General features: G+C 65.7%; 23 protein-coding genes. 13 read left to right on the forward strand and 10 right to left on the reverse strand.

Features of this window, described 5'->3' with window-relative positions; all coding sequences use genetic code 11:
- Positions 1-86: 86 nt before the first annotated feature.
- From hmgA to tpx, 7 genes are all read left to right on the forward strand, one after another.
- Positions 87-1,391 carry a homogentisate 1,2-dioxygenase gene (hmgA, locus tag BMY90_RS04095; protein ID WP_092701900.1) on the forward strand — a complete coding sequence of 435 codons (1,305 nt, stop codon included), beginning with the start codon at positions 87-89 and terminating at the stop codon, positions 1,389-1,391.
- The gene (locus BMY90_RS04100; protein WP_245734885.1) at positions 1,343-1,990 is read left to right on the forward strand and encodes a lectin; all 648 of its coding nucleotides are present in this window, start codon (positions 1,343-1,345) and stop codon (positions 1,988-1,990) included. Before hmgA ends, BMY90_RS04100 begins: the two co-directional genes overlap by 49 nt.
- A 9-nt stretch (positions 1,991-1,999) precedes the next feature.
- On the forward strand, positions 2,000-2,983 hold the full coding sequence (locus BMY90_RS04105) for a fumarylacetoacetate hydrolase family protein (RefSeq protein WP_008213522.1): 984 nt from the start codon (positions 2,000-2,002) through the stop codon (positions 2,981-2,983).
- Between the two features lie 135 nt (positions 2,984-3,118).
- A complete protein-coding gene (locus tag BMY90_RS04110) occupies positions 3,119-3,889 on the forward strand; it encodes a helix-turn-helix domain-containing protein (protein ID WP_092701904.1) in 771 nt (256 codons plus the stop codon).
- 276 nt (positions 3,890-4,165) lie between these two features.
- The gene (locus BMY90_RS04115) at positions 4,166-5,413 is read left to right on the forward strand and encodes an NnrS family protein (protein WP_092701906.1); all 1,248 of its coding nucleotides are present in this window, start codon (positions 4,166-4,168) and stop codon (positions 5,411-5,413) included.
- A gap of 88 nt (positions 5,414-5,501) precedes the next feature.
- Positions 5,502-5,942 carry a CopD family copper resistance protein gene (locus tag BMY90_RS04120; RefSeq protein ID WP_092702302.1) on the forward strand — a complete coding sequence of 147 codons (441 nt, stop codon included), beginning with the start codon at positions 5,502-5,504 and terminating at the stop codon, positions 5,940-5,942.
- Between the two features lie 30 nt (positions 5,943-5,972).
- A complete protein-coding gene (gene tpx / locus BMY90_RS04125; protein WP_008216942.1) occupies positions 5,973-6,473 on the forward strand; it encodes a thiol peroxidase in 501 nt (166 codons plus the stop codon).
- 772 nt (positions 6,474-7,245) lie between these two features.
- On the opposite strand, the gene BMY90_RS04130 is transcribed toward tpx, so the two are convergent.
- From BMY90_RS04130 to ccoN, 8 genes are all read right to left on the reverse strand, one after another.
- Complete coding sequence (locus BMY90_RS04130) at positions 7,246-7,665, reverse strand: group III truncated hemoglobin (RefSeq protein ID WP_092701908.1); 420 nt, start codon at positions 7,663-7,665, stop codon at positions 7,246-7,248.
- A complete protein-coding gene (gene ccoS, locus BMY90_RS04135; RefSeq protein WP_092701910.1) occupies positions 7,662-7,907 on the reverse strand; it encodes a cbb3-type cytochrome oxidase assembly protein CcoS in 246 nt (81 codons plus the stop codon). The genes BMY90_RS04130 and ccoS overlap by 4 nt, the downstream gene beginning before the upstream one ends.
- On the reverse strand, positions 7,904-10,132 hold the full coding sequence (locus BMY90_RS04140; RefSeq protein WP_092701912.1) for a heavy metal translocating P-type ATPase: 2,229 nt from the start codon (positions 10,130-10,132) through the stop codon (positions 7,904-7,906). Before BMY90_RS04140 ends, ccoS begins: the two co-directional genes overlap by 4 nt.
- Positions 10,129-10,347 (reverse strand): hypothetical protein, encoded by a 219-nt coding sequence (locus tag BMY90_RS04145; protein WP_092701914.1) that lies wholly within the window; start codon positions 10,345-10,347, stop codon positions 10,129-10,131. Before BMY90_RS04145 ends, BMY90_RS04140 begins: the two co-directional genes overlap by 4 nt.
- On the reverse strand, positions 10,331-11,239 hold the full coding sequence (ccoP, locus tag BMY90_RS04150) for a cytochrome-c oxidase, cbb3-type subunit III (RefSeq protein WP_008207495.1): 909 nt from the start codon (positions 11,237-11,239) through the stop codon (positions 10,331-10,333). The genes BMY90_RS04145 and ccoP overlap by 17 nt, the downstream gene beginning before the upstream one ends.
- The gene (locus BMY90_RS04155) at positions 11,236-11,433 is read right to left on the reverse strand and encodes a cbb3-type cytochrome oxidase subunit 3 (RefSeq protein ID WP_008207497.1); all 198 of its coding nucleotides are present in this window, start codon (positions 11,431-11,433) and stop codon (positions 11,236-11,238) included. The genes ccoP and BMY90_RS04155 overlap by 4 nt, the downstream gene beginning before the upstream one ends.
- Positions 11,430-12,083 carry a cytochrome-c oxidase, cbb3-type subunit II gene (gene ccoO / locus BMY90_RS04160; protein ID WP_008207499.1) on the reverse strand — a complete coding sequence of 218 codons (654 nt, stop codon included), beginning with the start codon at positions 12,081-12,083 and terminating at the stop codon, positions 11,430-11,432. The genes BMY90_RS04155 and ccoO overlap by 4 nt, the downstream gene beginning before the upstream one ends.
- A gap of 116 nt (positions 12,084-12,199) precedes the next feature.
- Positions 12,200-13,666: a cytochrome-c oxidase, cbb3-type subunit I gene (ccoN, locus tag BMY90_RS04165; RefSeq protein WP_037097858.1), complete on the reverse strand. Its 1,467-nt coding sequence runs from the start codon at positions 13,664-13,666 to the stop codon at positions 12,200-12,202.
- Positions 13,667-13,882: 216 nt separating this feature from the next.
- Here ccoN and fdxA point away from each other — a divergent pair, with 216 nt between their 5' ends.
- Positions 13,883-14,206 (forward strand): ferredoxin FdxA, encoded by a 324-nt coding sequence (fdxA, locus tag BMY90_RS04170; RefSeq protein ID WP_092702304.1) that lies wholly within the window; start codon positions 13,883-13,885, stop codon positions 14,204-14,206.
- A gap of 201 nt (positions 14,207-14,407) precedes the next feature.
- On the opposite strand, the gene gap is transcribed toward fdxA, so the two are convergent.
- The gene (gene gap, locus BMY90_RS04175) at positions 14,408-15,409 is read right to left on the reverse strand and encodes a type I glyceraldehyde-3-phosphate dehydrogenase (RefSeq protein ID WP_092701916.1); all 1,002 of its coding nucleotides are present in this window, start codon (positions 15,407-15,409) and stop codon (positions 14,408-14,410) included.
- Between the two features lie 94 nt (positions 15,410-15,503).
- Positions 15,504-15,830 carry an ArsR/SmtB family transcription factor gene (locus BMY90_RS04180; protein WP_245734889.1) on the reverse strand — a complete coding sequence of 109 codons (327 nt, stop codon included), beginning with the start codon at positions 15,828-15,830 and terminating at the stop codon, positions 15,504-15,506.
- A gap of 77 nt (positions 15,831-15,907) precedes the next feature.
- Between BMY90_RS04180 and BMY90_RS04185 the strand changes: the two genes are divergently transcribed.
- The 5 genes from BMY90_RS04185 (at position 15,908) to pyk (ending at position 20,038) form a co-directional block, all read left to right on the forward strand.
- Positions 15,908-16,783, forward strand: a complete 876-nt coding sequence (locus tag BMY90_RS04185) for an MBL fold metallo-hydrolase (protein WP_008207510.1) — start codon at positions 15,908-15,910, stop codon at positions 16,781-16,783.
- Positions 16,780-17,214: a YeeE/YedE family protein gene (locus BMY90_RS04190; RefSeq protein WP_092701920.1), complete on the forward strand. Its 435-nt coding sequence runs from the start codon at positions 16,780-16,782 to the stop codon at positions 17,212-17,214. The genes BMY90_RS04185 and BMY90_RS04190 overlap by 4 nt, the downstream gene beginning before the upstream one ends.
- A complete protein-coding gene (locus BMY90_RS04195) occupies positions 17,211-17,621 on the forward strand; it encodes a DUF6691 family protein (RefSeq protein WP_092701922.1) in 411 nt (136 codons plus the stop codon). Before BMY90_RS04190 ends, BMY90_RS04195 begins: the two co-directional genes overlap by 4 nt.
- A 58-nt stretch (positions 17,622-17,679) precedes the next feature.
- Positions 17,680-18,489, forward strand: coding sequence for a S1/P1 nuclease (locus tag BMY90_RS04200; RefSeq protein ID WP_092701924.1), 810 nt, complete (start codon positions 17,680-17,682; stop codon positions 18,487-18,489).
- 73 nt (positions 18,490-18,562) lie between these two features.
- Positions 18,563-20,038 (forward strand): pyruvate kinase, encoded by a 1,476-nt coding sequence (pyk, locus tag BMY90_RS04205; protein WP_092701926.1) that lies wholly within the window; start codon positions 18,563-18,565, stop codon positions 20,036-20,038.
- Positions 20,039-20,065: the final 27 nt, after the last annotated feature.

Below are 20,065 nucleotides of genomic sequence, written 5' to 3' on the forward strand. Positions count from 1 at the left end.
CGTTCGTCCCGAGCACCTTGACGAGCCTGGGCCAGGTGGAGTCGAAGGGCCGGTGGAACCAGAACACACTATCCGGAGCATTCGCAGTGAACGCGCAACCCAACTACCAATCCGGCTTCGGCAACGAGTTCGCCAGCGAGGCGGTTCCGGGCGTGCTGCCCGAGGGCCAGAATTCGCCTCAGCGCGTGGCACACGGCCTGTATGCGGAGCAGTTGTCCGGCACCGCGTTCACCGCGCCGCGGCATGCGAACCGGCGCAGTTGGTTGTATCGCATTCGTCCGGCGGCGATGCACAAGCCGTTTGCGCCGCTGCTGCACGAGCGTTTCCATAACCGTTTCGATGAAGCGCCGGCCACGCCCAACCAGTTGCGTTGGGATCCGTTGCCGTTGCCCGAGGCGCCCACCGATTTCGTGGAGGGTCTGCTCACGCTGGCCGGCAATGGCGGGGCGGCGGAACAGGCGGGCGTGGGCATCCATCTGTATGCGGCCAACCGCTCGATGGAAGGGCGATTCTTCTACGATGCCGATGGCGAGTTGCTGATCGTGCCGCAGCAGGGTCGCCTGCGCCTTGCCACCGAACTAGGCGTGCTGGAAGTGAAGCCGCTGGAGATTGCGGTGATTCCGCGCGGCGTGCGCTTCCGGGTCGAGCTGCTCGACGCCACCGCGCGCGGCTACGTGGCGGAAAACTTCGGTGCCATGCTGCGCTTGCCGGATCTCGGGCCGATCGGTGCCAACTCGATGGCGTTGCCGCGTGACTTCCTCGCGCCGGTGGCGGCGTACGAGGACATCGAGGGCGATTTCAAGCTCATCGCCAAGTTCCAGGGGGCGTTGTGGCAGGCGGCGATCGATCATTCGCCGCTAGACGTGGTGGCCTGGCACGGCAATTACGCGCCGTACAAGTACGACCTGACCCGCTTCAACACGATCGGCTCGATCAGCGTGGATCATCCCGATCCGTCGATCTTCACCGTGCTGACCTCGTTGTCCGATACCCCGGGCACGGCGAACATGGATTTCGTGATCTTTCCGCCGCGCTGGCTGGTGGCCGAGCACACGTTCCGGCCGCCGTATTTCCACCGCAACGTGGCCAGCGAGTTCATGGGCCTGATCGAAGGCGCCTACGATGCCAAGGCTGGCGGTTTCGCGCCGGGCGGCGCCTCGCTGCACAATTGCATGAGCGGTCATGGCCCGGATGCCGCCAGCTTCGAGAAGGCCAGTGCGGCCGACACCGGCAAGCCGGATCACATCATGAACACCATGGCTTTCATGTTCGAAACGCGCAAGGTCATCCGGCCCACGCAGCAGGCGCTCGATGCGCCGCAACTGCAGCAGGACTATTACCAGTGCTGGCAGGGCATCGCGAAGCATTTCGATGCGGGCAGCCCGTCGTGAAGCGCCGGTGGTCCGGCATTCCGTTCGGCATCGCCTGCACGCTGGTGCTGGTCGGATGTGGCGGTACCGACCAGCCGGCGACAGCGCCCGCATCGGCCGCTGCGTCGACGATCAAGCCGGTGTCGGCGGCTGCGACGGATACGCTGGCGCACTACGACGGCTACGGCGACATGCGTTTCGGGATGGATGAGGCTGCCTTCGATAGAGCCAGCTTCAATAAGGCTTGGGCTGGCGAGTTGAAGGGGGCGCCGGGGCCGGAGTCGACCTGTTTTTACAAGACGCCGAAATGGGTGAAGTCGCCAAGGGAGTTCGCCTTCATGTTCGAGGGTGGCCGTTTCGTTCGCTACGATGTAGGCACCGCCAAGGAGGTTGCGCCAGGCGGCGGCAGAGTGGGCATGGACGAGGCGCGGATCCGCACGTTGTACGGCGCGCGTGTCGAAGCGCAACCACACAAGTACGTCGCCGGTGCAAAGTATCTGCGTGTCGCCGCGCCGCAGAGTGATGGCGTCGTGGTATTCGAGACGGATGCACAGGGCAAGGTGACGCGGTGGCATGCAGGTGTGCCGCCGCAGGTCGATTACGTTGAAAATTGCGGTTAGGAGCATTTGATGAAACTTGCAAGTCTCAAGGAAGGTGGCCGTGACGGCACCTTGGTCGTGGTCAGCCGCGATCTGACGCACGCCGTGAAGGCCACCGGTATCGCCCCGACGCTGCAGGCCGCACTGGACGACTGGTCGAGCGCGGCGCCGCGCCTCAATGCCTTGTCCGACGCATTGAATGCGGGCAGTGCCAATGGTGCGTTCAAGCTGGACGTGGCGGCGCTGGCTGCACCGCTGCCGCGCGCCTATGAATTCGTCGATGGTTCGGCCTATCTGCCGCACGTGGAACGCGTGCGCAAGGCGCGCGGCGCCGAGGTGCCGGCCTCGTTCTACACCGACCCGCTGATGTACCAGGCCACCAGCGCCGGCTTCCTCGGACCGCACGACGACGTGGTGGTGCCGAGCGAAGACTTCGGCATCGACCTGGAAGCCGAAGTGGTCGTGGTCACCGACGACGTGCCGATGTCGGCCACGCCGGCGCAGGCGTCCGAGCACATCCAGCTGGTTGGCCTGATCAACGACGTGAGCCTGCGCGGGTTGATCCCGGGCGAGCTGGCCAAGGGCTTCGGCTTCCTGCAGAGCAAGCCGCGCTCGGCATTGTCGCCGGTGCTGGTGACGCCGGACGAGCTGGGCGAGGTGTGGCAGGGCGACAAGCTGCACCTGCCGATGCGCACCTGGCTCAATGGCCAGTGGTTCGGCGAGGCCGAGTGTGGCGTCGACATGCAATTCAGCTTTGCCGAACTGGTGGCGCACGTGGCCAAGACCCGTCCGCTCACCGCGGGCACCCTTGTCGGCTCGGGCACCATTGCCAACCAGGACACCAGCAAGGGCGCGTCGTGCCTGGCCGAGCAGCGCACGGTGGAAACCCTGCGTGACGGCAAGCCGTCCACCCCGTTCCTGAAATTCGGCGACACGCTGCGCATCGACGTGACTGATGCCGCCGGCGCCTCGATCTTCGGTGCGATCGAGCAGCGCATCGTCGGCAAGGCCTGAGCAGACGACGGGCCGCCACGTCCATCGGTCGCGGAAGCTCGCGGCCGTGGCGCGGTCTGCGTATCATCGGTAATGTCCCGACGCGTCACCCCGTCGGGATAACCGACTCCGCGCTGCCACGGCCTGACCCGAGCTATGCAATCCAAGAATTCCGCAGGACGCTTGCATCTGGTGCCCACGCCGATCGCCGACGACGGGGACGCCACGCATTTCTGCACCACCTGCGCGTTCTCCGACGCCTGCATCGCGGTGGGGTACGGCAAACCCGAGCTGGCGGAATTGCATTGTCTGGTGGAGCACGTGGGGCCGTTCCAGGCCGGTGAGCACGTGTTCCGTACTGGCGATCCGTTCCGCGCGATCTATGCGGTGCGCGAGGGCTCGGTGAAGACGCGCCTGTTCGACCGCGAGGGCAACGAGCAGGTGCTCGGCTTCTACCTGCCGGGCGAGGTGGTGGGGTTGAATGCGATCTACCCGGATCACTTTCCCTGTGATGCGGTGGCGCTGGAAAACACCAAGTTCTGTCGCTTCTCGTTCCCCGCGATGAGTGCGTTGGCGACGCGCATGCCGGCGGTGCAGCAGCACATGTTCCGGCTGATCAGCAAGGAATTGGGCGCGGTCTCGCTGCTGGCCGGTGACCATAGCGCGGACGAGCGCATGGCGGCGTTCCTGATCGACCTGTCGGTACGCTACGCGGCGCGCGGCTTTTCGGCCACGCGTTTCCACTTGAGCATGTCGCGGGGCGATATCGCCAATTACCTGCGGCTGGCGGCGGAAACGGTCAGCCGGGTGTTGAGCCGCTTCCGCGCACAGAAGTTGATCGAGATCGATGGCCGCGAGCTGGCATTGCTCGATCCCGACGGCCTGCGCGAGCTGGGTGCCAGCCTGCTGCCGGATCAGGCGGGTTAGGAGCGTGGCTGGCAGAAATCTTCCGGGCTGCAAAAGCGTCTGCGTGGTCCATATTTCCATCGCTTATTGCCCATAGAACCACTATAGGCCGGCAAATCGTCGAAAATCTGTCCTTGCGCAGCCACTTTTTCCCCTCGAAAGTTTCTACCGCCCACGCTCCCGGCCTGATTCCATCGGCCTGATTCCATCGGCCCTGATTCCATCGGTCTGATCCAGGTCAGTGAGCGTCCGCTCGCGGCATGCCAGCATGCTGCGATAACGACTATCCTGAGCCCCATGAGCGAGCCTCTTTCCACGGCTTCGGCCAACGCCGCGCTGTCGCGCCTGCTTGCAGCGGCACCACATCGCCCCCTGTTTCTTGCCGGCACCGTGGCGGTGCTGCTCAGCATGACCTGGTGGACACTGGAGCTGGCGTCGTTGCGATTCGGCTGGGGCCACTGGCCGCAACCGCCGATCCCGCCGATCTGGGGGCACGCGATGCTGATCCAGTACGGCCTGTTTCCGCTGTTCATGTTCGGCTTCCTGATGACCACGTTCCCGCGCTGGATGAACGGGCCGACGGTGCCACCCGCGCGCTATCTGCCGGTAGCCGGCGGCGTGCTCGGCGGCTACGTGCTGGCGAACATCGGCCTGCTCGGACTGCCATGGCTGCTGAAGCTGGGCATGGGGCTGATGCTGGTTGGCTATGTCATCGGCGTGACTACCCTGGGCGGCGTATTGCGCGCGGCGACCGAGCGCAACAAGCATGGCTGGTCGTGCTTCGCCGCGTTCTGCTGCGGCACGCTGGGGCTGCTATTGTTCCTGGGCTGGCTGCTGCTGGGGGCACCGACAAGCTGCGCCGAGCTCGCGGTAAAGCTGGGCACGTTCGGCTTCCTGCTACCGGTCTATTTCACCGTCTGCCATCGCATGCTTCCGTTCTTCAGCAACAACATCGCGAAGGGACGCGGCTACGTGATGCGGCGGCCGGGCTGGAGCCTGCCGGTGGTGTGGGCGCTGCTGCTCGTGCATCTCCTGCTGGACTGGCGCGGGCAATTGCGCTGGCTGTGGCTGTGCGATGTGCCGCTGGCGCTGGTGTTCGGCTGGCACGCCCTGGCCTGGCAGCCGTGGAAGTGCATGCGGCCCGGCCTGCTGGCGGTGCTGCACATCGCGTTCGCGTGGCTGCCGTTGGCGTTCGTGCTGTTCTCGATACAGGACATCGTGCTGGCGGCTGGCGGTGGCTACGTGCTGGGTCGCGCGCCATTGCACGCGCTGGCGATCGGTTTCTTCGGCTCGATGCTGGTGGCGATGGTGACGCGGGTGACCCACGGCCATTCCGGCCGGCCGTTGCAGATGGGCGCGGTGCCGTGGCTGTGCTTCGGGTTGCTGCAGGCGGTGGCGTTGCTGCGCATCCGTGCGGAACTGGGTGGCGACATGTACCTGTGGCTGGTGATCGCCGGCGCAGGCTGGTTGCTGGCGTTCCTGCCGTGGGTGCTGCGCTCGGCGTGGATCTACCTGACGCCGCGGGCGGACGGCAAGCCGGGCTGACTTCGCCCGTCGATGACTTGATTCAGGTCAGCGTGCCGGATCGAGACGGCGCGCAAACTTGGAGCATGTCTGTCGTGGAGAGATGAGCATGGCTGCCTGGTATCCGTGGATCGTGCTGCTGCACCTGTCGTGCGCGATCGTGTTCGTGGGCGCCGCGGCGTTCGAGGTGCTGGTGCTGGAAGCGCTGCACAAGCGTTTCGACGTCACCACGATGCGCCAGCTCGAAGAGGCGGTGATGGCGCGCGTGCGCCGCTTCATGCCGGTGGTGGTACTGCTGTTGTTCATCAGCGGCGGCATGCTGTTCGACTTGCGCTGCAATGGCCTGACCTGCATCGGCACCACCCGTTTCGGCTGGTTCCTGCTGCTGAAGGTGACGTTGGCGTTCGGCGTGCTGGGTGTGTTCATCAATGCGGTATGGGCCGGCGCACGCGGGCGCATGAATGCCTGCCGCTTCCGCTATACGCACCGCATCGTGCTGGCGATGATGGTGGGGATCGTGTTCCTGGCCAAGACCATGTTCTACTTGTAAGCCCATCTTCCCCAACGAATGAGGTGTGCCATGTCCAAGGTAGCTTTCAAGGGTCAGCCGATCCAGGTTGACGGTACGTTTCCGACGGCAGGTCAGTCGGCCCCGGCGTTCTCGCTGGTGGGCAAGGATCTGGCCGATGTGTCGCTGGCGAATTTCGCCGGCAAGCGCAAGGTGCTGAACATCTTCCCCAGCGTCGATACGCCGACCTGCGCCGCGTCGGTGCGTCATTTCAACGAATCGGCAAGCAAGCTGGATAACGCGGTGGTGCTGTGCATCTCGGCCGACCTGCCGTTCGCCCAGGCGCGCTTCTGCGGCGCCGAAGGCCTCGACAATGTCGTCAGCCTGTCGATGATGCGCGGTCACCAGTTCCTCAAGGATTATGGCGTGGCAATCGCGGAAGGCCCGCTGGCCGGTCTTGCCGCCCGGGCGGTGGTGGTGCTGGATGCGCACGACAAGGTGATCCATGCGCAACTGGTGGACGAGATCGCGCATGAGCCTGATTACGAGGCGGCGTTGAAGGTTCTCGGCTGAGTTGTTTTTTTTGATGTGTTTGAAAACCTGCTGGTCGTGAGACTGGCGGGTTTTTTTGTGTTGGGGTGGTCCGCGGGTGGTTCGTCTGTGGGGGGCTTTCGCTCGTTCTGACGTGGTCGGTGGGTGGCTCGCCTGCGGCGGGCTTTCGAGCGCCTGCCGGCGCCCGAGTTACCTCTCTTTGCTGGCCCAAAGAGACGTAACCCAGAGAAATGGCCTGTGGGACCCGCCGACCCTACAAGCCTTGGCGATCGAGGTGTTTGGAACCTGCGTGACACTTCCTGTTACACGCACGGCCACGCCGCGCCGTCACCGATAACCGAGGGCTAGGAAGGGCAAGCTCGCGTGATTGAATTCGACGCTTGGGTGTGCGGCTCTTCCAACCCTTCGAGAGCGGCGCACGGCGAAGGATCAGGCCCGCAGGGTGGTCGGCAGGGATGCCGGCCAGTTCGACGCCAGGGCAGGCGACGGCATGGATGCCGGAGTTGAGGCAACGCAGGACGCAGTTGCCCGAAGCCCTGTCGGCGAACCCCCGCAGCCGTGCGCGGACCCGCCGGCTCGCAGAGCCGGTGGGCGCGAACGCAGGGTGTCCCTCTTTTGGTTCCGTTTTCTCGGACAAGCGAGAAAATGAACCCGGCCGCCGGCAGGCGGGCGGAACCCTGACACCTTAGGTGGCGGCACACTGGCCGAATCGTTCAGTCAGAACGACACAATTCCCAAACGTTCCGGGCAACAGAGATACAGATCGGCAGAGCAGGACGAGGCAGCCTCCCGCTCAGGGCTTGCCGAGGCCCACTACCGGAATACCGAGTGGCCGCGCATCCAGCCGATCCGGCAGTCCCATCCCCATGCGCAGGCTGCGGCCGATGCGTTCGGCGTAGTCGAGCATTTGCGCGGCATCGTTTTCGTCCAGCACTTCAAGCGTGGTTTCGCGCCACAGTTCCAGCCAGCGCACGAAGTGTTCGGTGCGAATCGACGGCTGCGCGCGATGCACGGACATCGGGTTTCCGCGGTAGCTGGCTGCGCGCAATGCCACCGAGCACCAGAACGAGGTGAGCAGGCGTTTGTGTTCGGGCCAGTCGTGCACGGCGGCATTGAAGATCGGGCCGATCGAGGGGTCGGCCTGGACCTTGTCGTAGAAGCGGTCGACCAGGTTGGCGATGCGGGATTCGTCGAGTGTCGTTGCAGTATTCATGGCGATGCAGAGGGCTGTTCGGTGGTGCGGGTGGCGCTGGAGGGCGAAGCTGCCGATGTGGCGTCAGTGATGCCGATCGACGTGGTGTCTGGCGGCGTGGCCGGATCATCTTCCATCAACGGCAATACGGCAGGGCTGTCCATGTCCTCGAATTGCTGGTGATTCACCGCCCAGAAGAACACGCCGATGGCAATCAGCACGATCAGCAGGGTGACCGGAATCAACACGAGCAGGATGTTCATGCGCGCATGGCCTGTGGTTTCGGCGCGATGCCGCGTCCGGTGCGCAGTGCGTTGAGCACCACTGCCAGCGAGCTGAGCGACATGCCGATGCCGGCCAGCCAGGGTGGCACGAAGCCGAATGCGGCGAAGGGTACGGCACACAGATTGTAGACCAGCGACCAGCGCCGGCCATCGGCGATGACCTGTTGCATGCGCCGGGCCAGGGTGTGGGCGGTGGCGAGGCCGTCCAGATAACCATCGAGCAACAGCAGGTCGGCGTGCGCCTGGGCCAGGGCGGTGCCGCTGGACAGGGCGGCGGAGACATCGGCGCCGGCCAGTATCGGTGCGTCGTTGCTGCCGTCGCCGACGGCAAGCACGATGCGACCGTCCTGCTGCAGGTGGTGCAGTCGGGCGAGCTTGTCGGCGGGCGATTGGCGGGCGTGCCAGGTGTCGATGCCGAGTTGGGTAGCCAGCGCGGTCACGCGTCCGGCGGTGTCGCCGCTGGCGATGACCGAGCGGATGCCCTCGGCGCGCAATGTTTCCAACATGCGTGGAGCGTCGGCACGCGGCTGTTCGTCGAAATGGAAGATGGCCAGCGCGCCTTGGTCGTCGGCCAGCCACAGGGCGCCGTCGGCAGCATCCGGATCGTTGCTGTCGGCGAGCGCAAAGCCAACGCGGCCCAGGCGCAGACGGCGACCGTCCACGATGGCTTCGATACCCCCGCCGGCGCTGACTTGCGCCTGATGGGCATGCAAGAGTGCGGTCTCGTCACTCGTGGCGATGGTCAGGGCGTGAGCCAGCGGGTGCGTGCTTTCCCGCGCCAGCGCGGCGGCCAGGGACAGCGCTTCGGCCGGGGTGAGGTCGCGCCGTGTATCGATATGTTCGCGGTCGAGCGTGGGCACGCCGAGGGTGCCGGTCTTGTCGAACAGGGCGGTATCGACGCGCGCCAGCGTATCCAGCGCGGCATCGTCGGTCACCAGCACGCCGTGCTGTGACAATGCGCCAAGAGCGCAACTGAGTGCGGCCGGCCGGGTCAACGCGAACGCACAGGGGCAGGCGACCACCAGCACGGCGACAGCCGACTCGAACGCGCGCGCGGGATCGACCAGCAGCCAGCCCAGCGCGGTGAGCGCGGTGAGCAGCAGCACGCGAGCGACGAAGCGGGCGATCGCGCGGTCGGCAGCGGGCGCGGTGGCGCGACGTGCCGCGCGGGCACGACGGCCAAGCGCATCCAGCTTTGCCAGCGCCGTGGCGTCGCCGCCGTGTTCGACCGTCAACTCGGCCGGGCCGGTCAGCAGCACGCTGCCGGCGATCAGGCGCTCGCCGCGTTGGCGCCGCACCGGGCGTGATTCGCCGGAGAGCAGTGCTTCGTCCACCTGCACCCAGGCATTTTCCAGCAGGCCATCGGCCGGGACGGTGGCGCCCTCGGCCACGTGTACCCGGTCGCCGGGCGCCAGCTCCATCGCAGCGACGGTTTCAAGCCGGCCGTTGGCGCTGCGGCGTTGCGCGAGCAACGGCGTGGCGTCGATGCTGGCATCGCCCAGCGCACCGCTGCGCTGGCGGGCACGCAGCTCCACGTGGCGCGCGGCCAGCAGCAGGAACACGAACATGCTGATCGAGTCGAAATAGATCTCGCCGTGTCCGCGCAGCGTGGCGAAGACGCTGGCGAAAAAGACCAGCACGACGGCCAGCGCCACCGGCAGATGGATGCCGAGCCGGCGTTCGCGCAACTCGCGCACGGCGCCGATGTAGAACGGGATGGCCGAATAACCGACGATCGGCAGCGCGGAGATCAGCCCCAGCCAGCGGAACAGCCCGCGCGTGCTGGCGTCTTCGATGTCCACCGCGCCGAGGTAGAGCACCAGCGCATAACTCATCACCTGCATCGCGCACATGCCGGCGACCAGCAGGCGCTTGAGCGCATCGCGCATCGCGCGCGCGCGTTCGTCGTCGATGCGATCGTGACGCAAGGGCTGCGCCTCGCAGCGGGCATGGGCGAAGGCGTCGAGCAGGCGTGGCAACGACGTGTGCCGTGCATCCCACACCACGCGCACGCGCCGGGCCGTGACATCGATGGCGACGCGTTGCACGCCGGGCAGCGCGTGGATCGCCTGTTCCAGATGGAGCACCCGCCGCGGATCGTCCAGCGATGGCACGCGCAACGCCACTTCGCTGCGGCCATCGCGCCGCGTGCGCAGCACCTGTGCGGCCAGCCCCGGGCGAGCCCATGCGGCGGTGGCGTTCATGGCGATGGCGGTGGCGTGGAATGGGTGGAGGCGGGAACGCCGAGCACCGCGTGCGGGGCATCCAGTGGCGTGTCGGCGTGGCGCGCGCTCACCACGATCATCCACACGCAGCCGGCCAGCAACGCGGCGAAGATCGCTGCGCCGAACCACAGGATCGGCTGCTGGTACCAGGCCTCTCCGTGGCCACCGGGGCGCGGGCTATTGCGCGCCGACATCGGGGTGCGACACGTGGTAGACGTAGGCGGCCAGGACGTGGATGTCGTCGTCGCTCAGGCGCTTGTCCCAGTTCGGCATGTGGCCCTGGCGGCCGTCGTGAATGGTCTTCTCGATGTCCGCGAGCGAGCCGCCATGCAGCCAGATGTGGTCGGTGAGGTTGGGCGCGCCCAGCGCCTGCGTGCCCTTGCCGTCGGCACCATGGCAGGCCGCGCAGGTGCCCTTGAAGATCGGCTCGGCCGCGGCCGCCATCTTCGCGTCGTGCGGCTCGCCGGACAGGCTGAGAACGTATTGCGCGAGGTTCTTCACGGTCTGCTCGCCGAGGCTGGCCCACGGCGGCATCACGCCGCCACGACCGTCATGGATCGAGGTGGTGATGTCCTTGCCGCTGCCGCCGTACAACCAGTCGTTGTCGGTGAGGTTCGGCGCCCCCAGCGCCTGGTTGCCGTGGGCGTTGCGGCCGTGGCAGGCCGCGCAGTTGTCGTCGAACAGGCGCTGGCCCATCTGTTGTGCTTCGGGGTCGCCGGCGAGTTGTTCGACGGAATACAGGTCGAAGCGCTGCAGCAGCGGGTCGAGCTTGGCATCGTTGGCCGCGACGGCCTTCGCCAACTGGCCGTGCGACGTCCAATGCAGCAGGCCCTTGTGGTTGCCGAAGCCCGGGTACAACACAAGGTAACCGATGCCACCGATGAACATGCTGCCGGACAGCAGCAGCCACCAGCGTGGCAGCGGGCGCAGTCCCTCGCGGATGGTGCCGTGCGCCCACGCGTGGCCGGTGGTCTGGTCGGGCTGGGACGGAATCTTCGCGCGCGGCCCCCACAGGAACAGAAACAGGCTGATGCCCATGTTGAGCACCACCAGGAACATCACCCACAACGACCAGCCCATGCTCATCGCGGTTCCTCCTTCGAACGGGTCTGGATGGCGTAGACGTCGGCGTCCGGGTCGTCGTCTTGCAGCGGCAGTTTCGCCATGTAGTCGAACACCTTCTTGTGGCGTTTGCGCCACGCCCAGATCCAGATGCCGATGAAGATGAGCATCAGCAACACGGTGACGACGCCGGCCACATGGCCCCAGATCGGGTTCATGGCGTACCTGCCTTGCCGGTGTCGGCCACGGTCAGGGGATGCGGCTCGTTGTCGATGCCCAGCCCTTGCAGGTAGGCGATCAGCGCATCCATCTCGGTCTTGCCCTTGACCGCCGCCGGCGCGCCGGCAATGTCGGCATCGCTGTACGGATCGCCCAGTTTGCGCAACACGCGCATGCGCGCCTGGATGTCGGCGCCGTCGATGGTGTTGTGTTCCAGCCACGGGTAACCGGGCATGTTCGATTGCGGCACCACGCTGCGCGGGTTCAACAGATGCATGCGCTGCCATTGGTCGGAATACTTGCCGCCGACGCGGGCCAGGTCGGGCCCGGTGCGCTTGGAACCCCACTGGAACGGGCGGTCGTAGACCGACTCCTCTGCGGTGGAGAAATGTCCGTAGCGCTGGGTTTCGAAGCGAAGCGCACGGATCATCTGCGAGTGGCACAGGTAGCAGCCTTCGCGCACGTAGACGTCGCGCCCGGCCAGGCGCAACGGGTCATACGGCTTCACCCCGGGTGGCGCCTTCACCGTATGCGCCTCCATGAACAACGGGGTGATCTCGGCCAGGCCGCCGAAGGACACCATGATCGCGGTGAAGATGCCCAGCACCGCGGCGTGCTTCTCGATGAATTCGAAATGTTTGTAGGCCATGAGGTGAGAGCTCTACTTGAAGAGTGCGGCCATGGATGGCCGCCTTTGGACTTGCGGGACCGGAGAGGCCCCCGAGAACAGGAGCTTCAACGAAGCGGCGATCATGGACGATCGCATCAGATAACGGCCGGCAGCGGGGCAGGCACCTGGTCGGGCACCGGCTCGGGAATCGGCACCGGGATCGGCTTGATCAGCCGCGCGCGGGCATCGGCGGCGGTGTGCCACAGGTTCCAGGCCATCACCCACATGCCGCTGAGGATCAGCGCGCCGCCGGCCCAGCGGATCAGGTACATCGGCTTGATCGCGATCAGGCTGTCGAGGAAGGCGTATTTCAGCGAGCCGTCCGGCAGCGTGGCGCGCCACATCTCGCCTTCGGTGATGCCGGCGGTCCACATCGAGCCCACGTACATCAGTGTGCCCATGATGTGCAGCCAGAAGTGCAGGTCCATCGCCTTGTGCGAATGCATCGCGGGACGGCCCAGCGCGCGCGGCGCCATCGCGTACAGCGAACCGATGGTGATCATCGCCACCCAGCCCAGCGAGCCGGAGTGCACGTGGGCGATGGTCCAGTCGGTGTAGTGCGACAACGAGTTCACCGTCTTCACCGCCATCATCGTGCCTTCGAAGGTGGCCGCGGCGTAGAACACCAGCGCCATCACCATGAACTTCACCGCCGGGTCGGTTTTCAGCTTCGACCACGAGCCGTTGAAGGTCATCAGGCCGTTCGCCGCCGAGCCCCAGCTGGGCATCAGCAACACCAGCGAGAACGCCATGCCGACCGATTGCACCCAGTCGGGCAGGGCGGTGTACATCAGGTGGTGCGCGCCGGCCCACATGTAGACCGAGATCAGCGCCCAGAAATTGACGATCGAGAAGCGGTAGCTCCACAACGGCTGCTGTGCCTGGCGCGGCACGAAGTAGTACATCATCCCGAGGAAGCCGGCGGTGAGGAAGAACGCCACCGCGTTGTGGCCGTACCACCATTGCACCATTGCATCGACCACGCCCGAGTAGATCGGGTAGGACTTGGTGAACGACACCGGGATGGCCAGGTTGTTGATGATGTGCAGCAGGCCTACCGCGATGATGAAGGCGCCGTAATACCAGTTCGCCACATAGATGTGGCGGATGCGCCGGCGCGCCAGACTGCCGAAGAACACCACGCCGAAGCTGACCCAGACCACGGCGATCATGATGTCGATCCACCATTCCGGCTCGGCGTATTCCTTGCTCTGGGTCAGCCCCAGCGGCATGGAGACCATCGAGCACACGCAGATCAGCTGCCAGCCCCAGAACACGAAGGCGGCCAGCTTGCCGTAGGCCAGCCGTGCGTGGCCGGTGCGTTGCACGATATAGAAGCAGGTACCCATCAGCGCGCTGCCGCCGAAGGCGAAGATCACGCCGAAGGTGTGATCCGGGCGGATCCGGCTGAAGGTCAGCCACGGCACGTTGAAGTTGAGCGCGGGCCACATCAGATCGGCCGCGGCATACAGCCCGACCGACATGCCGATGATGCCCCACACGGCCGAGGCCAGCAGGAACTGACGAACGACCTTGTCGTTGTAATACTCGGTGGAGGACATGCGTGGAATCCAGTAGCAGATGCCGATATTTTGCGGGCGCGACATGTTCTTGCGATTGACGTGCGTCAAGCGACCGCGGCGTACAGGGGCTCAGCCGCTGTGGTGCGTTGTCGCAGGTTTCCGCGATTCGCGCCTTTCCGTTGTCCGCGCCCTGCAAATTGACCTGGATCAGCGCCGCGGATGGCCGCCGTCGACATACTGTCCGCGGAGAAAACCATGACCCACGTCGTTACCGAAAACTGCATCAACTGCAAACACACCGACTGCGTCGAGGTGTGCCCGGTGGACTGCTTCCACGAGGGGCCGAATTTCCTGGTGATCGATCCGGACGAATGCATCGACTGCACCCTGTGCGTGGACGAGTGCCCGGTGGGCGCGATCTTCCCCGAGCTGGACGTACCGGCCGGGCAGGAGGGCTTTCTTGCGCTCAATGCCGAACTGGCGTGCGAGTGGCCGGTGCTGACGGCAAAGAAACCGTCGCCGGAGGATGCGGCACAGTGGGACGGCGTGCCGGACAAACTGCCGCTGCTGAAACGCTGAGTCGCCACGCAACTTCTTCGCATCGGCGCGCTGCAGGACCCGCTGGCGGGCGATGCTCCGGTTTCAATGTACACCGGAGCAAAAGCATCGCTTGCCGGCGGGTTCCTGCAAAAAGGCGGGGCGGCGTGCGAAAACCGGCGCGCATGAAAAAAGCCGCGTCGATGCCTCGACGCGGCTTTTTTGCATGTGCTCGTGCGGGAATTACTTCGCGACGACGCGCACCATTTCCAGGCACTTGTTCGAGTAGCCCCACTCGTTGTCGTACCAGGTCACCAGCTTGACGAAGGTATCGTCCAGCGCGATGCCGGCGGTGGCGTCGAATACCGAGGTGTGGGTCTCGCCACGGAAGTCCGTGGACACCACCTTGTCTTCGGTATAGGCCAGCACACCCTTCAGCGCGCCCTGGCTCTGCGCCTTCATTTCGGCGCAGATCTCGGCGTAGCTGGCACCCTTCTCCAGCTCGACGGTGAGGTCGACCACGGAAACGTCGGAGGTCGGCACGCGGAAGCTCATGCCGGTGAGCTTCTTGTTGAGCTCGGGGATGACCACGCCGACGGCCTTCGCTGCACCGGTGGATGACGGGATGATGTTTTCGAGGATGCCGCGACCGCCGCGCCAGTCCTTGTTGGACGGGCCGTCGACGACCTTCTGGCTCGCCGTGGCGGCGTGCACGGTGGTCATCAGGCCGCGCTTGATGCCCCACTTGTCGTGCAGCACCTTGGCGACCGGCGCCAGGCAGTTGGTGGTGCAGCTGGCATTGGAGATGATCGCCTGGCCCGCGTAGGTGGTGTGGTTCACGCCGAACACGAACATCGGCGTGTCGTCCTTGGACGGGGCCGACAGGATTACCTTCTTCGCACCGGCGTCCAGATGCTTCTGCGCCGATTCCTTGGTCAGGAACAGGCCGGTGGACTCGATCACCACGTCCACGCCCGCCTCGCCCCACTTCAGTGCGGCCGGATCGCGCTCCTGGGTCAGGCGAACCTTCTTGCCGTTGACCACCAGGTGGCCGCCGTCGATCGACACTTCACCCTTGAAGCGGCCATGCACGGAGTCATAGCTCAGCATGTAAGCGAGATAATCCGGTTCGAGCAGGTCGTTGATCGCCACGACTTCAATGTCGTTGCCGAAGTTTTGCACCGCAGAGCGGAACACATTGCGACCGATGCGGCCGAAGCCGTTGATACCGACCTTGATGGTCATGAGACAGCGTCCTCCAAATCGACGGGGATGGACGGCCGCGGCAGGCGCGGCCGGAAAGCGAGATTTTACAGCGAATCTGCAAGCCTTGCCGGGATCAGCGCTGCTGGCGCGTGGGCGGCCCGCAATAAATGTCGTGCAGTGTGCCCATCAGCGCCTGCACCGGCCCTTCGGCAAGACGGTAATACACCACCTGGGCCTCGCGCCGGGTTTGTACCAGCTCGGCTTCGCGCAGTTTCGCGAGGTGCTGCGACAGCGCGGATTGGCCCAGGTCCACTCGTTCCAGCAATTCGCCCACGGCCAGCTCGCCGCTGGCCAGGTGGCACAAGACCAGCAGCCGCTGTTCGTTGGCCAGCGCCTTGAGCAGTGCACTGGCCTCTCCGGCGTGGGCGCGCATGCGGGTCATGTTGGGAGCAGGCTTCATGGAAGGCATGATGCCATAAGTTGCTAAATTAGATATTTCTTATATATAGTAACCCACAGATTCTCGGAGTCGTTGCCATGCCTGTAGTCGAGTCTTTCCTGCACGTTCCCACCTCGAGCTGGACGCATGTTGTCAGCGACCTCCCTGACGGCGTGGCGGCAGTCATTGATCCCGTACTGGATTTCGACCCGGCCAGTGGTCGTCTGGATGCGACGGGTGCGCGCACCGTGCTGGACCATCTTCGTGTCCAGCGACTTGATCTGGCCTGGATCCTGGAGACGCACGCCCACGCCGATCACTTGAGCGCTGCGGCGTGGTTGCGTCGCCAGACCGGCGCTCCCGTGGCGACCGGCGCGGGTGTGGTTGAAGTGCAGGCAACCCTCAGGCAGCGGCTGGGTCTTGGGCGCGAGTTTGCTGCCGAAGGTGCTCCGTTCGACCGCCTTTTGCACGATGGCGAGCGCCTGCCGCTGGGTTCGGCCATGCTGGAGGTGTTGGCCACGCCCGGACACACCGCTGACAGTGTCAGCTATCGGGTGGGCGACGCCGTATTCGTTGGTGACACCCTGTTTTCACCCGCCGCAGGCAGTGCGCGTTGCGACTTCCCGGGTGGCAGTGCCGCGACGCTGTATGCTTCCGTGCGCCGCCTGTACGCATTGCCGGATGACACCCGGCTGTATCTGTGCCATGACTATCCGCCCGAGGGCGCATGGCCACGCTGCATGGTGCCATTGCGCGAGCAGCGCGCAAGCAATGCGCATCTCACCGATGCCACGGACGAGGCGACCTTCGTGTCTCTGCGCGAGCAGCGCGACGCCTCGCTGGGCACGCCGCGGCTGTTTTGGCCAGCGGTGCAACTCAATATCCGCGCAGGTGAACTGCCGCCGAAAGATGCTTCCGGCGGGCATTTTCTGAAGCTGCCACTGGATGCTTCGGCACTGGAGGCACGGACATGAGTCCTGCATTTGCGCCCTGGGCCGCGTTGGGAGGCGGAATGCTGATCGGTCTGGCCTCGCTGTTGTTGTTGGTCACGGTGGGGCGGATTGCCGGCGTCAGCGGTATCGCGGCGGGTTTGTTGCCGCCACGACTCGGCGACATCGGCTGGCGCCTGGCATTTGTGCTGGGCCTGCCGGCGGGCGCGGCGGTGTGGGCCCTGGGCGTGGGCGGTTTGTCGGTCGCCAGCCACGCGGCACCATGGCGCCTCATCCTGGCCGGGCTGCTGGTGGGTATCGGCACCCGCGTTGGCTCGGGGTGTACCAGTGGCCATGGCGTGTGTGGACTTGGTCGCGGTTCGCCGCGCTCGCTGGCGGCCGTGCTCGTGTTCATGGCGGTCGCCATGCTGAGCGTCTTCGTCCGGCGTCATCTGTTGCATGGAGGGGTGTCATGAAGTGGGTGATGGCATGGCTGGCCGGCCTGCTGTTCGGCGCAGGGTTGGCATGGTCCGGCATGGCTGATCCTCAACGGGTGCTCGGGTTTCTCGATGTGGCGGAGATGTGGGATCCCAGCCTGCTGCTGGTGATGCTGGGGGCGATGGGGACCTACGCGGTCGGTTACCGTTTCGTGGTGCGTTGTCCGCGACCCTTGCTGGATGGCGCGTTTCATCTGCCGGCAGAACGCCGCGTCGACGCACGCCTGTTGCTCGGGGCGGCGGTGTTCGGGGCTGGCTGGGGTTTGGCCGGCTACTGTCCCGGCCCGGTGCTGGCTGGCATCGGGCTTGGCAATGCCGATCTGGTCTGGTTGCTGCCGGCCATGTTGCTGGGCTGGTGGGTATCGGCGCGCTGGCTGCGCAGATGACTGGCCGTGGGCGGGGTATGGCAGACTCGTTGCCTGCATCAACCGGAAACCAGTCCTTATGTCGTACCGCCGCCTTGTCGTCGCGCTGCTCGCCGTGTTCGCCGTCGTCACCCCCGCCTGGGCCTGGGGTCCGCTCGGCCACAGCATCGTCGCCGCACTGGCGCAGCGCCACCTCAGCCCGGCTGCCGAGGCCGAGGTCGAACACCTGCTGGCGCTGGATCATGTGACCGAACTGGCCGACGTGGCCAGCTGGCCTGACCAGATCCAGGACAACCCGGCCGATCAAGCCCTGTGGAAGCAGACGCGCCGGCTGCATTACATCAATTTCCGTGGCGGTCCGTCGTGTGATTACGTGCCGCCGCGTGATTGCCGCAATGGCGAATGCGTGGTCGCCGCGCTGCAGCACTACATCGCGATCCTGGGCGACAAGAGCCAGCCTGACGCGGTGCGCCTGCAGGCGCTGAAGTTCGTGGTGCATTTCGTCGGTGACATTCACCAGCCGCTGCATGCCGGTTATCGCGACGACCTCGGCGGCAACAAGTTCCAGGTGCAGTTCGAGGGCAAGGGCAGCAACCTGCACCGGGTCTGGGACTCCGGCATGCTGTACACGACCGGCCTCCGCTGGCAGGCCTACACGCAGAAGCTCGACGCCGAAGGCCCGGTGGCGCTACCGCCGCCGATCGCGCCGCTGGACAACCCCTACGCGCAGTGGGCCGAGGAATCCTGCCGCATCACGAAAGACATCTATCCGTCCACACACAAGATCGGCCAGGCCTATGTCGACGCCGAACTGCCGGTGGCCGAGCATCAGTTGCGCATCGCCGGACGGCGCCTGGCCGAGGTGCTCAATACCACCTTGGGACATTGATGCATAACGCATGCGTATGCACTTGGGCTTCTGATAGTCTGGCCGGACGATAAACGACACCAGACTTGGCCGGATGACAAACGCAACCCAGAACCGCCGTACCCGCATCGTCGCCACCCTCGGTCCCGCCACCGACGCGCCGGGCATGCTCGAAAAGATCATTGCCGAGGGCGTGGACGTGGTCCGCCTGAATCTTTCCCATGGCCAGGCGGACGACCACCGCGCCCGCGCCGAAGCCGTGCGCAAGGCCGCGGCGGCTGCCGGCCGCGAAGTCGGTGTGCTGGCCGATCTGCAAGGGCCGAAGATCCGCATCGAGACGTTTGCGGAGGGTCCGGTGGAGCTGGAAGTGGGCCATCGTTTCGTGCTGGATTGCTCGCCCGATGCGGCGCCCGGCAACATCGACCGCGTGGGCGTGAGCTATCACGAGTTGCCGCATGACGTGCATGCCGGCGACGTGCTGCTGCTGGACGACGGCCTGGTCGCGCTGACCGTGCTTGAGGTGGTGGGCGCCGAAGTGCGCTGTGAAGTGCTGGTGGCCGGCAAGCTGTCCAATCGGAAGGGGCTCAACCGCCAAGGTGGCGGGCTTTCCGTGACAGCGCTGTCGGACAAGGACAAGGCCGACATCAAGCTCGCCGCCGAGATTGGCGCGGACTTCCTGGCCGTATCCTTCGTGCGTTCCGCCGCCGACATGCACGAGGCGCGCCGCCTGTTGCACGAGGCTGGCGGCAACGCGGCGCTGGTGTCCAAGATCGAGCGCGCCGACGCCATCCCCGTGCTGGGCGAGATCATCGATGCGTCCGATGTGGTGATGGTGGCGCGCGGCGACCTGGGCGTGGAGATCGGCGATGCCGAGCTGCCCGGCCTGCAGAAGAAGATCATCCGCGAGGCGGTGGAACGCAATCGCGCGGTGATCACCGCCACCCAGATGCTGCAATCGATGGTGCGTTCGCCGATTCCCACCCGCGCCGAAGTGCTGGACGTGGCCAACGCGGTGATCGACGGCACCGATGCGGTAATGCTGTCCGAGGAATCGGCCGCTGGCGCCCATCCGGACAAGGCGGTGGCCGCGCTGGCCCGCATCTGCCTGGGTGCCGAACGCCAGTTCGAACCGAAGGAAGACCTGTCCACGGCCCATCACCGGATGGACCGCACCGACCAGGCGATCGCGCTGGCCGCGATGGTGCTGGCCGGCCAGTTGGGCGTGCGCGCCATCGTCGCGCTCACCGAATCCGGCGCCACCGCGCAGTGGCTGTCGCGTTATCGCAGTGCGGTGCCGATCTACGGCATGTCGCCGTTCGCCGCCGCGCGCCGCCGCATGCTGCTGCTGCGCGACGTGCAGCCGGTGGAATTCAGCCATGGCGAGAAGCAGAGTATGGCCGCCTCCACCCGCGCCGCGGTGCGGCTGCTGTTCGAGAAGGGCAAGCTGGGCGAGGGCGACCGCGTGGTGATCACCTACGGTGACCGCGTGGGTCACGTCGGCGGCACCAATACGCTGAAGCTGCTGTCGGTGGGTGCCGACGGCGCAGTGGATACCATGCGCGATCTTTGACGCCGGTAGCGCGGCGTTGCACAGGGA

Origin of the sequence: Rhodanobacter glycinis (assembly GCF_900114325.1) — a bacterium.
GTDB lineage: Bacteria > Pseudomonadota > Gammaproteobacteria > Xanthomonadales > Rhodanobacteraceae > Rhodanobacter_A > Rhodanobacter_A glycinis.

Excerpts from the sequence above, each read along its gene's own strand:
- BMY90_RS04190 (WP_092701920.1), top strand. The coding sequence starts at position 16,780 with ATGAGTCCTGCATTTGCGCCCTGGGCCGCGTTGGGAGGCGGAATGCTG.
- BMY90_RS04185 (WP_008207510.1), top strand. The coding sequence starts at position 15,908 with ATGCCTGTAGTCGAGTCTTTCCTGCACGTTCCCACCTCGAGCTGGACG.
- BMY90_RS04110 (WP_092701904.1), top strand. The coding sequence starts at position 3,119 with ATGCAATCCAAGAATTCCGCAGGACGCTTGCATCTGGTGCCCACGCCG.
- BMY90_RS04115 (WP_092701906.1), top strand. The coding sequence starts at position 4,166 with ATGAGCGAGCCTCTTTCCACGGCTTCGGCCAACGCCGCGCTGTCGCGC.
- BMY90_RS04130 (WP_092701908.1), bottom strand. The coding sequence starts at position 7,665 with ATGAATACTGCAACGACACTCGACGAATCCCGCATCGCCAACCTGGTC.
- BMY90_RS04145 (WP_092701914.1), bottom strand. The coding sequence starts at position 10,347 with ATGTCGGCGCGCAATAGCCCGCGCCCCGGTGGCCACGGAGAGGCCTGG.
- BMY90_RS04180 (WP_245734889.1), bottom strand. The coding sequence starts at position 15,830 with ATGAAGCCTGCTCCCAACATGACCCGCATGCGCGCCCACGCCGGAGAG.
- BMY90_RS04140 (WP_092701912.1), bottom strand. The coding sequence starts at position 10,132 with ATGAACGCCACCGCCGCATGGGCTCGCCCGGGGCTGGCCGCACAGGTG.
- BMY90_RS04105 (WP_008213522.1), top strand. The coding sequence starts at position 2,000 with ATGAAACTTGCAAGTCTCAAGGAAGGTGGCCGTGACGGCACCTTGGTC.
- ccoP (WP_008207495.1), bottom strand. The coding sequence starts at position 11,239 with ATGAGCATGGGCTGGTCGTTGTGGGTGATGTTCCTGGTGGTGCTCAAC.
- fdxA (WP_092702304.1), top strand. The coding sequence starts at position 13,883 with ATGACCCACGTCGTTACCGAAAACTGCATCAACTGCAAACACACCGAC.
- ccoN (WP_037097858.1), bottom strand. The coding sequence starts at position 13,666 with ATGTCCTCCACCGAGTATTACAACGACAAGGTCGTTCGTCAGTTCCTG.
- BMY90_RS04120 (WP_092702302.1), top strand. The coding sequence starts at position 5,502 with ATGGCTGCCTGGTATCCGTGGATCGTGCTGCTGCACCTGTCGTGCGCG.
- BMY90_RS04200 (WP_092701924.1), top strand. The coding sequence starts at position 17,680 with ATGTCGTACCGCCGCCTTGTCGTCGCGCTGCTCGCCGTGTTCGCCGTC.
- ccoO (WP_008207499.1), bottom strand. The coding sequence starts at position 12,083 with ATGGCCTACAAACATTTCGAATTCATCGAGAAGCACGCCGCGGTGCTG.
- pyk (WP_092701926.1), top strand. The coding sequence starts at position 18,563 with ATGACAAACGCAACCCAGAACCGCCGTACCCGCATCGTCGCCACCCTC.
- ccoS (WP_092701910.1), bottom strand. The coding sequence starts at position 7,907 with ATGAACATCCTGCTCGTGTTGATTCCGGTCACCCTGCTGATCGTGCTG.
- tpx (WP_008216942.1), top strand. The coding sequence starts at position 5,973 with ATGTCCAAGGTAGCTTTCAAGGGTCAGCCGATCCAGGTTGACGGTACG.
- BMY90_RS04155 (WP_008207497.1), bottom strand. The coding sequence starts at position 11,433 with ATGAACCCGATCTGGGGCCATGTGGCCGGCGTCGTCACCGTGTTGCTG.
- gap (WP_092701916.1), bottom strand. The coding sequence starts at position 15,409 with ATGACCATCAAGGTCGGTATCAACGGCTTCGGCCGCATCGGTCGCAAT.
- BMY90_RS04195 (WP_092701922.1), top strand. The coding sequence starts at position 17,211 with ATGAAGTGGGTGATGGCATGGCTGGCCGGCCTGCTGTTCGGCGCAGGG.